Genomic DNA, 12502 nt, shown 5'->3' with positions numbered 1-12502 from the left:
TCGTCGTTTCTTGTTGATCTTTCGATTGCTATTGTGGCTCAGATGGGTGCCCACACCACCACGACGAACGCGATCAAATCCGAACGGAAGCGGCCATCGTCAGATTTCTCACGACGAGGGGACCGCTCGGGCCCCTGAATTGCTTGCTTCATTGAACGTTCAGTAAAGTAATTTGATAAACACGTGGCCATGGCCAACCTTCGGGCTCTCCTGTTGTTGGGATGGGCTGGATTGCTCCTGCCGGGCGACATCGGCGATCAAGATCGGCACCATATTTTCGAGCATTTTGCCGCATCGCGGTCGTGCCGCTTGCGCGCGCCGACGTCGCAAATCTTTTCGTTAGGGCTGCGAGAAACCGGCTTGACGGCCTCAAAAATTTAGTAATACGTTTAGCATTATAAAAAAACTAAACATCGCGCATCGAACCGATGCGTGGGAGGAGCCCAAGCCGTTCCGGGCCCGTTTTCCGGACATGGTCCGTCTCGTTCTCCACCCATCGCTCCTCAAACTCAGGGTCTTGGCGTCGTTCCGGCAGGGCGCGCCGAGCGGGTCAGATGCTTCAACGAGAGAGGAAACGGATATGCGGACATTCAATTGGTTAAGAAGCTTGGCGGCAACCACGGTCCTCGGGGCGGCGCTGCTGGGGACGTTTGGCGGGGGCGAAGCCGCAGCACAGAGCAAGCAGCTCACACTGTGCTGGGCGGCATGGGATCCGGCCAACGCGCTGGTCGAACTCGGCAAGGACTTCACCAGGCAATCCGGCATCGAGATGAAGTACGAGTTCGTCCCATGGACGAGCTATGCCGATCGCTTCCTCAACGAGCTCAATTCCCACGGCAAGCTCTGCGACCTGATCATCGGCGACAGCCAGTGGATCGGCGGAGCCGCCGAGAACAAGTGGTACGTCAAGCTCAACGATTTCTTCGACAAGGAGAAAATATCGATGGACGACTTCGTCCCGGCGACGGTCGTGGGCTATTCCCAATGGCCGAAGAACTCGCCGAACTATTGGGCGCTGCCGGCCATGGCCGACGCGGTCGGCTGGACCTACCGCAAGGATTGGTTCTCGCGGCCTGAAATTCAGTCCGCGTTCAAGGCCAAGTACGGCCGCGACCTGGTGCCACCGAAAACCTACGACGAGTTGAAGCAGATCGCGGAGTTCTTCCAGGGCCGCGAGATCGACGGCAAGAAAGTCTATGGCGCCTATATCTTCACCGAGCGCGGCTCGGAAGGCATCACCATGGGCGTGACCAACGTGCTCTATAACTACGGCTTCAGCTACGACAATCCGAAGAAGTCGTACCAGATGCAGAGCTTCGTCAATTCGGCCGATGCCGTAAGGGGGCTCGAGTTCTACAAGGAGCTCTACAAATGCTGCACCGCTCCCGGCATGACCAATGCTTACATGCAGGAGGGGCTGGATGCCTTCAAGTCCGGCCAGGTGGCGATGCAGATGAACTGGTTCGCCTTCTTCCCGGGCCTCTACAAGGACCCGAATGTCGGCGGCGACAAGATCGGGTTCTTCGTCAATCCGGCCGGCCCGAACGGACACTTCACCCAGCTCGGCGGACAGGGCATCTCGGTCGTCGCGACCTCCGACCGCAAGGACGACGCGCTCGCCTACATCAAATGGTTCGCGCAGCCCGCCGTGCAGCAGAAATGGTGGCAACTCGGCGGTTACTCGGCCCTTAAGGCGGTCGTCGATGCGCCCGACTTCCCGAAGAGCGCAGCGTTCGCACCGCAGTTCCTGGAGTCGATGGGAATCGTGAAGGACTTCTGGGCCGAGCCGTCCTACGCGCAACTGTTGCTCGACATGCAGAAGCGGGTGCACGACTACGTCGTCGCCGACAAAGGCACTGCGCAGCAAGCGCTCGATCTCCTGGTCAAGGACTGGACCAAAGTCTTCAAGGAGCAGGGCAAGCAGGTCGCGTCGCAATAGACACGGCAATCGCATTAACTGAACTGGTTTTCCCGGGGGACGTGCCTCGGGGAAACCGAACCAGCCAGCCGATGGACCAGATGACGACGATCCTTCAACCTGATCATGCTACGATGGCAGGCATGAGTGAGCCCGCCAAATCTCGCGCCACGCGGCGCGCGCGTGGCCTTTCGGACCGAACCATGGCGTGGCTGTTCGTTGCGCCGACGATCGCCCTTCTGCTGGCGATCAACATATTTCCGCTGGTGTGGATGATCCGACTGTCCTTCACCAGCCTCAACCTCAGCATGTCCTATCTGCCGCTGCGGTTTGTCGGGCTCGACAATTTCACCGACATCCTTACCGACGAGGACGTCTGGTTTCGGCTCCAGACCACGGCGCAATTCGTGATCTGGTCGGTGGCACTACAGGTGGTCATCGGCTATGGCCTGGCGCTGTTGATCAACCGCCAGTTTCGCGGTCACAGCTTTTGGACCACGATCATCCTGCTGCCGATGATGCTGTCGCCAGCGGTGGTCGGCAACTTCTGGACACTGCTGTTGCAGCCGCAGATCGGGCCGTTCAACTACGTGATCAGCCTGTTCACGGGGGTGCCGCCGAGCTCGTTCAGCATGACCGGGCAGGTCTCGCTCGCGCCCTGGACCATCGTGCTGGTCGACACCTGGATGTGGGCGCCCTACGTCATGCTGATCTGCCTCGCCGGGCTTCGCTCGATTCCCGACTACATCTATGAGGCTGCCGAAGTCGATCGCGCCTCGGCCTGGCGGCAGTTCTGGTCGATCACGCTGCCGATGACGGTGCCGTTCCTGATGCTCGCCGTGCTGTTCCGCGCGATCGAGAACTTCAAGATGTTCGACATGGTCAACCTCCTGACGTCGGGAGGCCCGGGATCGACCACCGAGCTCGTGTCGATCACGCTCAAGCGCGCGGCATTCGAGAAATGGCGCACTGGCTATTCGTCCGCGCTCGCCATCATCCTGTTCGTGACCGTATTCGGTGCCGCCAACATCTATGTCAAAGCGCTCAACAAGGTGAAGCAACGATGACCGCTGCCCTCGCCAAGTCCACCGCTCACTCCATCGTCGAGGCCTCGCCGCGTTCAAAGGCCGTGGCCGGCAGCCTCGTCATTCTCTACGCCGTGATCACTATCCTGCCGCTGCTCTGGATCGTCGCCACCGCGTTCAAGTCGCAGAGCGACGCCATCGCCTACCCGCCCAAGGTGATCTTCGAGCCGACGCTGGAAGGCTACGTGAACCTGTTCACCGTGCGCACCCGCCAGACGCCGGATTTCATCGCCAAGCTACCGCCGCCGGAGACCTGGTACGATAAGCTCGTGCGCCAGCGCGACATGGTCATCGCCGGACCGTCGAAGGTCGTGCCGCGCTTCGTCAACTCGCTGATCATCGGGTTCGGCTCGACATTTCTGGCCGTCTTTCTCGGCACGCTCGCGGCGTACGCATTCTCGCGATTCCGCATACCCCTGGCTGACGATCTCCTGTTCTTCATACTGTCGACGCGAATGATGCCGCCGGTCGCGGTCGCGATTCCCATCTATCTGATGTACCGGCAGCTCAACCTGACCGACACCAGGCTCGGCATGATCCTGCTCTACACCGCCGTGAACGTCTCCCTCGCGGTCTGGCTGCTGAAGGGGTTCATCGACGAGATTCCGCGGGAGTATGAGGAGGCCGCCCTCGTCGACGGCTACACGCGGCTCCAGGCGCTGCGCAAGGTGGTGCTGCCGCAGGCCGTCACGGGAATCGCGGCAACCGCGATCTTCTGCCTGATCTTCTCGTGGAACGAATATGCCTTCGCGGTTCTCCTGACCAGCGGCGAGGCGCAGACCATGCCGCCCTTCATTCCCTTCATCATCGGCGAGGGCGGGCAGGACTGGCCGGCCGTTGCTGCCGCGACCACGCTGTTCGTCGTTCCGATCGTCCTGTTCACCGTGTTGTTGCGCAAGCACCTGTTGCGCGGCATCACCTTTGGAGCTGTACGCAAATGAGCGGGTCTGCGGTTGCCAAAAGTGGAGTGTCTCGCTGGTTCAGTCGTGGGCCTTGGGAGGCCGGTGCGATGACCCTGATCGGGGGCGGCATCATCATGCTGGTGCAGCCCTGGTCCATCGATCTGTACAGCTATTCCTTCGTGACGATCCTTGCCGGCACGATTGGCTATGTCATCGTCAGCCATTTTCCGGAATAGGGCGGTCAACATGGCACAAATTCGCGTCGAAAACCTGCGCAAGTCGTTTGATCAGTTCACGGCCGTGCAAGGCTCGAACTTCACGATCGACGACGGCACCTTTTTCGCGATGCTCGGACCCTCCGGCTGCGGCAAGACGACCACGCTGCGCATGATTGCGGGCCTTGAACTGCCGACCGAAGGAAAGATCCTGCTCGACGGCGAGGACGTGACCTTCCGGCGGGCGGCGGCCCGCGACATCGCCTTCGTCTTCCAACTCTTTGCGCTCTATCCGCACATGAATGTCGCTGACAATATTGGCTTTCCCCTGAAATGCCAGGGCATGGGCCGGCGCGAGGTTCGCGAGCGGGTGCAGGAGACGACGCGGCTCCTGCGGATCGAGCATCTCTTGTCGAGCAAGACTTCAAAGTTGTCGGGCGGCGATCGCCAGCGCGTCGCGCTTGGGCGGGCCATGGTGAGGCGGCCCAAGGCCTTTCTGATGGACGAGCCGCTTGGGGCGCTCGATGCCGAGTTTCGGCATCTGATGTGCGGCGAGCTTCGCGACCTGCACGATCGCATCGGCGCGACTACCGTCTACGTGACGCACGACCAGCTCGAGGCGATGTCGATGGCGGACCGGATTGCCGTCATGAACAAGGGGCGCGTCGAACAGATCGGCTCGCCGCAGGAGGTCTATGACCGGCCCGCAAGCATGTTCGTGGCCGATTTCATCGGCTCGCCGCCCATGAACTTTTTGCGCTTTGAGGGCGGCTTGAGGTCTGGTGATCGGGCCATCGCCTTCTATGACACCAGCATCGCGATCCGGGAAATCCGCGAGGATCGCGCCACTGCTCCGCTGGCGCTCGGGATACGTCCGGAGCATATCCGCTTCGCCGACGCAGCACCCGTCCGTGGCGAGGTGTTCGGCGCGGAATATCTCGGCACCACGCAGATTGTCACCGTCGACACGGCGCATGGACGCGTCGCGGCGCGGCTGCCCTCCAACGCGTCGGTGCGGATCGGCGAGACGGTGGGTCTCGAATTCCACTCCGAAAGGCTGGCGTTGTTCGATGCCAGCAGCGGCCTTGCGATCCGGACCGCCAACGAGGGGAGCGCCTGCCATGGCTGACGTCATCCTGCGCAATATCACCAAGCGCTTCGGTACGGTGGAGGCGGTGCGCGAGCTCTCGCTGGCGATCAATGACGGGGAATTCCTGGTTCTGCTCGGTCCGAGCGGCGCCGGCAAGACCACGACGCTGCGGCTGATCACCGGGCTCGAGACCCCTGACGCCGGCTCAGTCATGATCGACGGCCGCGACGTGACGCATGATCCGCCGGGATCGCGCGATATCGCCTTTGTCTTCCAGCAATACTCGCTGTATCCGCATCTCACGGTCTATGACAACCTGGCGTTCCCGCTGCGCTCGCCCGCGCGGCGCGTGCCGGGGCCCGTCATCCGCAAGCGCGTTGAACAGACGGCGGAGCTGTTGCATATCGCAAGCAAGCTGAACAACCGCGCCACCCGCCTGTCCGGCGGCGAGATGCAGCGGGTGGCGATCGGCCGTGCACTGGTTCGCGATCCCTCGATCTACCTGATGGACGAGCCGCTCTCGTCGTTGGATGCGAAGCTCCGTTCGGAGCTGCGTATCGAGCTCAAGCGCATCCAGCTCGAACTTGGCGCGACCATTCTTTACGTGACCCACGACCAGGTCGAGGCCATGACGATGGCCTCCCGGATCGGCGTGATCAAGGATGGCCAGCTCCTTCAGCTCGGCACGCCGCGGGAGATCTATGAAAGCCCCTCCAGCTCCTATGTCGCCTCGCGTCTCGGCACGCCGCAGATCAATTTCCTTCCCGCACGTCTCTTGTCCGACGTGGCGGTGCCGCCGGAAACGGAGACTGTCGGCATCCGTACCGAGCATCTGAAGGTCGGTGCGCGCAATGGCGGGCGGATGGTCGGCCGCGTCCACCGTGTCGAGCACCTCGGCGAACAGAATCACGTTCATCTGGACTATAAGGGCGAAATGCTGGTGACGCTTGCGGATCCGCATCAGCAGCCGCTAGAGGCCGGTCAGGAGGTCGAATTGCACCTGGTACATCCGCTCTATTTCGATCGCGCGGGGCAACGCATCCCCGCGGTAATTCACTAGAGGGTCAGGTCGATGTCGCTGCAACCCGAGACGTTCAAGTCGTTGATCAAGGTGGCCGCAGAGCAGGTCATCGCCAGTGCGCCGGAGCTGACGAGCCTGGATCAGGCGATCGGCGATGGCGACCACGGAATCAACATGAAGCGCGGATTCGAAGCGGTTCTGGGCAAGCTCGATGCGATCTCCGCGCAACCGCTCGACGAGGCGCTGAAGATGATCGGCAAGACCCTGGTGATGACGGTCGGCGGCGCGTCCGGGCCGCTCTACGGGAGCTTCTTCCTCGCCGCGGGCGAAGCGCTCTCGCACGACAAACACTTGCCGGACGACCTCGCGGACGTCTTCGGCAGCGGCGTGAACGCGGTGAGCGCGCGTGGCCGCTCGCAGGCCGGCGAGAAGACGATGCTGGACGTGCTTGTTCCAGTCCTGGAAACGCTGAAGACGGCGGCCGGTCAGCCGGATCTGATCGCGCGGGTCCGGGCCACCGCCGCTGAAGCGGTCGAGCGGACCGTGCCGATGCAGGCCACCAAGGGGCGGGCGTCGTTCCTTGGATCGCGCAGCATCGGACACGTCGATCCCGGCGCCCGCTCGAGTTGCGTTCTCGTGCAGGCGGTCTGCGCGAGCCTGGAGGGATGCCAATGACGGAAACCGTGGGGATCGTGATCGTCTCGCATTCGAAGGACATCGCCAAGGGCACCGCCGACATGGTGCGGCAGATGGTCGGCAGCGAGGTCAGGGTGGCGTTCTGCGGCGGCAATCCCGACGGCGGATTGGGCACCAGCGTGTCCCTGATCATCGACGCCATCAACGATGCCTGGTCCGCCAAGGGCGTCGCGATTCTCGTCGACCTGGGCGGTGCCGAAACCAACAGCGAAATGGCGGTCGAGATGCTGGAGCCTGCGCGGCGCGATCTCGTTGTCATATGCAACGCGCCGATTGTCGAGGGGGCCGTGATGGCGGCAGCCGAGGCGGCAGGCGGTAGCTCACTGGCCCAGGTCAAGGCCGTGGCCGAGGAACTCTCTGCCGACTGAGACGTCGGCGAAGAAGAATGGAATTTGAGCATGCTGGACAAAGCGGACGGACAGATCTTCACCGACAATGTGCGCCTGGTGCACGCGGTGGGCATGCATGCGCGCCCGGCGGTCAAGCTGACCAAGCTCGCCAAGAAGTTTCAGGCCCAGATATCCGTTCGGGTCGCAGGCGCGGCGGATTGGATCAACGCCAAGAGCGTGGCCAAGATTATGGCGATGCGCGCGGCGCACGGCAGCACGATCGAGATCAAGGCGTCGGGCAGTGATGCGGAGGCCGCCGTCGCGGCGCTGGTCGATCTGATCGCAACCGATTTTCCAGACGGGACATCGTAGCATGCAGGGTGGCGCGACCGGATTGGCCTACCGCGGCAGAACCGCCTCGATCGGATTTGCCCATGGCCCGCTTGTCCGTGTCGACGCGGACACCAACGGCGAGCGTGTCGCGGGTAACCTCGTTGAAGAAGCGCTTGCCCTTCGCGCTGCGATTGACGCGGCAAGCGGGCAGATCGCGGATCTCGCCGGGATCGCCGGCGGCGAGGCTGCGCAGATTCTCGAATTCCAGGTCGCGCTCCTGGAGGATGAGGATTTTATCGAAGCGATCTTCGCATCGATCGGCGATGGCGATCCGGCGGATGTCGCATGGCGTTCGGCGCTCGACGCGCAGATCGCGGACTACAATTCGGCCGCGGACGAATATCTGAAGGCGCGCTCCTCGGACCTTGCGGACCTGCGCGACCGCGTGATCAACATTCTGCGGGGCGGTGGGGGCCAGGCGCTGAAGATTCCGAGCGGTGCCGTCGTTTGCGCCGACGATCTGCCGCCCTCGCGATTCCTGGAGATCGACTGGTCCGGCGGCGGCGGGCTCGCACTCTTGCGCGGCAGTCCCACGAGCCATGTCGCGATGTTGGCGCGCGCGCGGGGTATCCCGATGGTCGTGCAGCTCGGCACGGTTCCGGATATCGGAGCCACGGCGCTGCTCGATGGTGAAGGTGCGACGCTCGAACTCGATCCCAGCGCCGAGCAGGTCCGCCTGTTCGAGAAGCGGCGCGAAAGCCATCGCAAGAGCAGGGCGTCTGCCCGTGCGATCCTGCGGCGGCCGACGGCATCGTGGCACGGCGAGCGGATCAAGCTGTTTATCAACATCCAGCGCGTCGAGGATCTCGAGCATGCCGACGCGCAATATGCCGATGGCATCGGCCTGATGCGCACCGAGTTTCTGCTGACGGAGCGGGGCGGTTTGCCCGATGAGGAGACACAGTTTCAGGCTTACGATGCGGTGCTGCGTTGGGCCGACCGGCGCCCGGTCACCATTCGCACGTTTGACGCGGGCGGCGACAAGCCGGTGCCCGGCTTCACGCTGGATGGCGAAGCCAATCCGTTCCTCGGGGTTCGGGGCTTGCGGCTTTGCCTGGCCCGGCCCGAGATTTTTGCCATTCAGCTCCGCGCGCTGGCACGGGCCGCTGTGCGCGGAAACCTCAAGGTCATGTTTCCGATGGTCACCTCGGCGGGCGAGCTCGAGGCGGGGCGGGAGCTTTTCACCGATGTCGTGCAGCGCTTGCGGGCGGACGGCATTGCCGCGATGCTTCCCGAGCTGGGAATCATGGTCGAAGTCCCGGCGGCGGCCCTGGCTATTACGAGCTTCAAGGCCTCCTTCTTCTCAATCGGCTCGAACGATCTCGCGCAATATGTCCTTGCCTGCGATCGTTCCAATGGAGCGCTCGCGCCCTTGATGGACCCGCTGCATCCGGCGGTGCTTGAACTGATCGCGCGGACCGCCGAGCATGGGCGGCGCGCCGCGATCAGCGTCAGCCTATGCGGCGACATGGCAAGCGATCCGCGTTGCCTTCCCGCATTGCTGAACTGCGGCTTGCGCGAGCTTTCGGTGAATGCGTCGGCGCTCGCGCAGATCAAGCAGACGATCGACCGGCTGAGCAGCGGAGGTGGCCTTGGCTGACACGGCGATCGATGAGCAGGCGGCAGCCGGCGCTGTTGCGGTTTACAAGCGCATCTTCAAGGAAGTGCTGGAGAGCCGGCCGTCGGGCATGCGGCTGCGTCTGGCGCACGCCATGGGGAAGAACCGCAGCTTCGTGAGCCAGATCAGCAATCCCGCCTATCCGGTGCCGATACCCGTGCAGCATCTCAATACGATCTTCGATGTCTGCCACTTCCCGCCGCAGGCGAAGGCCGCCTTTCTTCGCGCCTATGCGCGCGCGCATCCGCGCCGGATCGGTCGGCTGACCGAAGGACCGCACGAGCGGACCTTGGCGCTGCATTTGCCCGATCTAGGCAGCGCCAAGCGCAACGCTGAGCTCGATGCGCTGCTCCAGGAATTCGCGCGGCGCCTGATTGCCATCATGCGGGAAAAATAGGTGTGGGGCCAAGGGGGAAGCGGGGAGGAGATAATGAAGAAGTTCATCAATTCGGTCGACGGCGTGCTCGCGGAGAGCCTGGACGGACTTGCGGCCGCGCATGCCGATCTCGTCGCGCTCGGACCGGAGCGGAAATTCGTGCGGCGCCGTGAGCTGAACCCAAAAAAGGTCGCGCTCGTTTCGGGCGGTGGCAGCGGGCATGAGCCGCTGCATGCGGGCTTCGTCGGCTATGGCATGCTCGACGCCGCCTGCCCGGGACAGGTCTTCACGTCGCCGACGCCGGACCAGATCGTTGAGGCCGCGCAGGCTGTTTCCGGTGAGGCCGGTGCGGTGTTCATCGTCAAGAACTATGCGGGGGACCGCATGAACTTCGAGATGGCGGCCGAGATCGCCGAGGGCCGCACGGCTACCATCGTGACGGATGATGACGTCGCGGTCGAGAACTCGACACACAGCATCGGGCGCCGCGGCGTAGCCGGTACGCTGATCGTCGAGAAGATCGTCGGCGCGGCCGCCGAAAAGGGCGCCGACCTCGAGGGCTGCGTTGCGCTCGGCGAGCGCGTCAACGCGCGCACACGTTCGATGGGCGTGGCGCTGACAAGCTGCACGGTCCCGGCCGCGGGCACGCCGACCTTCTCACTCGGCGAGGACGAAATGGAGATGGGGGTCGGCATTCACGGCGAGCCGGGACGTCGGCGCGTCAAGCTGGAGCGGGCCGATGCGATCGCGGACGAGATGACGACTGCCATCGCGCAGGATCTCGACGCGCGTGACGGGGCCGAGGCCCTCCTGCTCGTTAACGGATTTGGCGGAACGCCGACGATCGAGCTGTATCTGATGTATAACGCGGCGCGCCGGATGCTCGAGAAGCGCGGCCTGCGCATCGCTCGCTCGCTGGTCGGCAGCTTCGTCACCTCGCTGGACATGGCCGGGTGCTCGCTCACCGTAAGCTTGCTCGACACTGAGACGACCGCACTCTGGGATCATCCCGTGCGCACGGCGGCATTGAAATGGTGATCGCGGTCGTGAGCGATAGGTGATCGCTTTCGCCCCGGCGGCTTTGCCTGAATTCGCTCGCGTTTATCGCGCTTCGATAAGATGTAGCCTTAGACAAGAGGTGATCGTGCCGGCCGGCCGCTGTCGGCGCGAAGCTGACCGCTATTGACCAGCCTCGATCTTCTTGGCTGGAGCTGGCTCAAATTGGCCCATGATGGACTGGAGCGAGAGCTTAGATTTTTCAATTGGTTAGAGCGTGATGAAGTTAGGTTCGTGCATATCCTGAGTTTGCCAAGTAGCTTGCGCATTCTTTGGGCGTGAAGAGCTGCAGAACCTGGCCGATGGCGAGGCAGACAGCGTCGACGGTTCGGGCGGCCGCTTTTCGGAGAAAGTGCTTGAGCTTGGCAAAGACCTGTTCGATGGGATTCAGGTCGGGTGAGTATTTCGGCAGGAAGAAGAGCTTGGCTCCCGCGGAGCGGATGAGCTGACGCACGATTTTGCCTCGGTGGCTGCCGAGATTGTCCATCACGACGACGTCGCCGGGACGAAGTGTCGGGAGGAGGACCTTTTCCACGTAGAGGCGAAAGCTGTCGCCGTCGATCGGGCCCTCGATAAACCATGGCGCCTCGATCCGGTCATGGCGCAAGGCGGCCAGGAAGGTCATGGTCTTCCAGCGGCCGTGTGGAACCTTGGTGGGAAGCCTCTGGCCACGCGGCGCCCATCCCCGCAAAGCCGCCATATCGGTTCTGGTCCAGGTCTCGTCGATGAAGACCAGGCGCTCAGGCTCGACGCGATCTTGATATTTGATCCACTGGGCCCGCCGCCTTGCCACGTCGGGACGATCGCGTTCGCCAGCCACCACGCTTTTTTTTGAAGCTGAGTTTCTCGGCATGGACGAACTCCCACACCGAGCGGTAGTCGACCTTCAGCCCGCGTTCGGCGAGCTCGGCAACCAGCCCGCGCAAGGTGAAATCGCCCGCCTTGATCCGCTCCAACACCCAGACACGGTGTTCGCCAGAAATCGCTTTCGGCCGGTGCCCACCCATCTGGCCGGGCGCGATGCTGCCGGTCTCGCGCTGCCGGCGCACCCATCCAATGGCCGTGCTGACGGCGATCCCGAACTGCTCGGCCGCCTCATGGCACGACAGCCCTCCACTCACAACCGCCGCAACGACCCGCTTCCTCAAATCCAAAGAGTAAGGCTTGCCCATCCATGCCGGCCTCCAGCCCAGCCAGCATGGTGAATCAGAAACCGCCTGATTTGGGAATCCCAAATCGATTCAAGCTAACTTCATCCCGCTCTAGAAGGCGGCGTGTGCACGACGTGTGCACTGGAAGATCAAGAAAAATCTATTGAGAGCCAGTGTGGGTGATCGTTCTTTGGAAGTGATGTGATGTCCATAGAAGTCTGGGCGGCGTACAGAGTTGGGTCGAAAGGGCAGGATACTCGCGTGCGGCTTAAGAGCTGATCGTGATCGTTACGAGTAAAGCTTCGTGTTTCGCCGATCGTGCCGAGTTCTGCAGATCGCGGTGAGGAGAAAAAATACTATCGGTGGTTCGATTCCCTCCCTGGGCACCAAGTCCGCGCTAGGCTGCGATTTTGTACGATCGCGACCGCTATGGTTGGCGGAAGAATCGGCTTGAACCAAGTGCACTCTCGCCGGCGTCCAATCAATGATGAGGACGAGCCTGCGTGCACATCGCCTCGGCGCGGTGATTCCCAAGCTTTGAGGCGACCATCTCTGGAGTCCGGGCTATTTCGCCGCCTCCTGCGGAGGGACGCCGATCGCCATTGTTCGGCAATATATCGAGAACCAAAGGCGCGCCTTGACCCGGCCTTGA

The 12502-nt window shown here is 62.7% G+C and carries 13 protein-coding genes and 1 pseudogene; 13 read left to right on the top strand and 1 reads right to left on the bottom strand.

The features are described from left to right. The first annotated feature begins 580 nt into the window (after positions 1-580). The 12 genes from ACZYOF_RS14365 (at position 581) to dhaK (ending at position 10681) form a co-directional block, all read left to right on the top strand. Entirely contained in the window at positions 581-1939 is a 1359-nt protein-coding gene (locus tag ACZYOF_RS14365; protein ID WP_463716155.1) for an ABC transporter substrate-binding protein, read from the top strand. Positions 1940-2061: 122 nt separating this feature from the next. Continuing rightward, positions 2062-2985 carry a carbohydrate ABC transporter permease gene (locus ACZYOF_RS14360; protein WP_282527572.1) on the top strand — a complete coding sequence of 308 codons (924 nt, stop codon included), beginning with the start codon at positions 2062-2064 and terminating at the stop codon, positions 2983-2985. Continuing rightward, the gene (locus tag ACZYOF_RS14355; RefSeq protein WP_130578339.1) at positions 2982-3944 is read left to right on the top strand and encodes a carbohydrate ABC transporter permease; all 963 of its coding nucleotides are present in this window, start codon (positions 2982-2984) and stop codon (positions 3942-3944) included. The genes ACZYOF_RS14360 and ACZYOF_RS14355 overlap by 4 nt, the downstream gene beginning before the upstream one ends. Positions 3945-4012: 68 nt before the next feature. After that, the gene (locus ACZYOF_RS14350) at positions 4013-4141 is read left to right on the top strand and encodes a hypothetical protein (RefSeq protein ID WP_282527574.1); all 129 of its coding nucleotides are present in this window, start codon (positions 4013-4015) and stop codon (positions 4139-4141) included. 10 nt (positions 4142-4151) lie between these two features. Further along, complete coding sequence (locus ACZYOF_RS14345; protein WP_463716154.1) at positions 4152-5249, top strand: ABC transporter ATP-binding protein; 1098 nt, start codon at positions 4152-4154, stop codon at positions 5247-5249. Further along, positions 5242-6270, top strand: coding sequence for an ABC transporter ATP-binding protein (locus ACZYOF_RS14340; RefSeq protein ID WP_130578342.1), 1029 nt, complete (start codon positions 5242-5244; stop codon positions 6268-6270). The genes ACZYOF_RS14345 and ACZYOF_RS14340 overlap by 8 nt, the downstream gene beginning before the upstream one ends. A 12-nt stretch (positions 6271-6282) precedes the next feature. Beyond that, positions 6283-6906 (top strand): dihydroxyacetone kinase subunit DhaL, encoded by a 624-nt coding sequence (gene dhaL / locus ACZYOF_RS14335; protein WP_463716153.1) that lies wholly within the window; start codon positions 6283-6285, stop codon positions 6904-6906. Continuing rightward, positions 6903-7295 carry a dihydroxyacetone kinase phosphoryl donor subunit DhaM gene (gene dhaM / locus ACZYOF_RS14330; RefSeq protein WP_463716152.1) on the top strand — a complete coding sequence of 131 codons (393 nt, stop codon included), beginning with the start codon at positions 6903-6905 and terminating at the stop codon, positions 7293-7295. The genes dhaL and dhaM overlap by 4 nt, the downstream gene beginning before the upstream one ends. A 30-nt stretch (positions 7296-7325) precedes the next feature. Beyond that, complete coding sequence (locus ACZYOF_RS14325) at positions 7326-7628, top strand: HPr family phosphocarrier protein (protein ID WP_165421071.1); 303 nt, start codon at positions 7326-7328, stop codon at positions 7626-7628. 1 nt (position 7629) lies between these two features. Beyond that, the gene (ptsP, locus tag ACZYOF_RS14320; protein WP_463716151.1) at positions 7630-9249 is read left to right on the top strand and encodes a phosphoenolpyruvate--protein phosphotransferase; all 1620 of its coding nucleotides are present in this window, start codon (positions 7630-7632) and stop codon (positions 9247-9249) included. Next, positions 9236-9664 carry a hypothetical protein gene (locus ACZYOF_RS14315; RefSeq protein ID WP_130578347.1) on the top strand — a complete coding sequence of 143 codons (429 nt, stop codon included), beginning with the start codon at positions 9236-9238 and terminating at the stop codon, positions 9662-9664. The genes ptsP and ACZYOF_RS14315 overlap by 14 nt, the downstream gene beginning before the upstream one ends. Before the next feature lie 33 nt (positions 9665-9697). Then, positions 9698-10681: a dihydroxyacetone kinase subunit DhaK gene (gene dhaK / locus ACZYOF_RS14310; RefSeq protein WP_282527579.1), complete on the top strand. Its 984-nt coding sequence runs from the start codon at positions 9698-9700 to the stop codon at positions 10679-10681. Positions 10682-10925: 244 nt separating this feature from the next. Here the strand turns inward: dhaK and ACZYOF_RS14305 are convergent. Further along, positions 10926-11871 (bottom strand): IS630 family transposase gene (locus ACZYOF_RS14305; protein ID WP_463716150.1). Its coding sequence is split into 2 segments (ribosomal slippage): positions 10926-11531 and positions 11533-11871, totalling 945 coding nucleotides; the frame shifts between segments, so codons are not numbered across the junction. 529 nt (positions 11872-12400) lie between these two features. On the opposite strand from ACZYOF_RS14305, the pseudogene ACZYOF_RS14300 reads away from it, so the two are divergent. Then, a pseudogene (locus ACZYOF_RS14300) lies at positions 12401-12502 on the top strand (transposase); the annotation flags it as partial.

Source organism: Bradyrhizobium sp. LeoA1Lang (assembly GCF_055413685.1).
This window is presented reverse-complemented; position numbering and strand designations above follow the sequence as displayed.

Coding starts and splice junctions, on each gene's coding strand:
- dhaL (WP_463716153.1), top strand. CDS start 6,283: ATGTCGCTGCAACCCGAGACGTTCAAGTCGTTGATCAAGGTGGCCGCA.
- dhaM (WP_463716152.1), top strand. CDS start 6,903: ATGACGGAAACCGTGGGGATCGTGATCGTCTCGCATTCGAAGGACATC.
- ACZYOF_RS14325 (WP_165421071.1), top strand. CDS start 7,326: ATGCTGGACAAAGCGGACGGACAGATCTTCACCGACAATGTGCGCCTG.
- ACZYOF_RS14355 (WP_130578339.1), top strand. CDS start 2,982: ATGACCGCTGCCCTCGCCAAGTCCACCGCTCACTCCATCGTCGAGGCC.
- ptsP (WP_463716151.1), top strand. CDS start 7,630: ATGCAGGGTGGCGCGACCGGATTGGCCTACCGCGGCAGAACCGCCTCG.
- ACZYOF_RS14345 (WP_463716154.1), top strand. CDS start 4,152: ATGGCACAAATTCGCGTCGAAAACCTGCGCAAGTCGTTTGATCAGTTC.
- ACZYOF_RS14360 (WP_282527572.1), top strand. CDS start 2,062: ATGAGTGAGCCCGCCAAATCTCGCGCCACGCGGCGCGCGCGTGGCCTT.
- ACZYOF_RS14350 (WP_282527574.1), top strand. CDS start 4,013: ATGACCCTGATCGGGGGCGGCATCATCATGCTGGTGCAGCCCTGGTCC.
- ACZYOF_RS14365 (WP_463716155.1), top strand. CDS start 581: ATGCGGACATTCAATTGGTTAAGAAGCTTGGCGGCAACCACGGTCCTC.
- dhaK (WP_282527579.1), top strand. CDS start 9,698: ATGAAGAAGTTCATCAATTCGGTCGACGGCGTGCTCGCGGAGAGCCTG.
- ACZYOF_RS14340 (WP_130578342.1), top strand. CDS start 5,242: ATGGCTGACGTCATCCTGCGCAATATCACCAAGCGCTTCGGTACGGTG.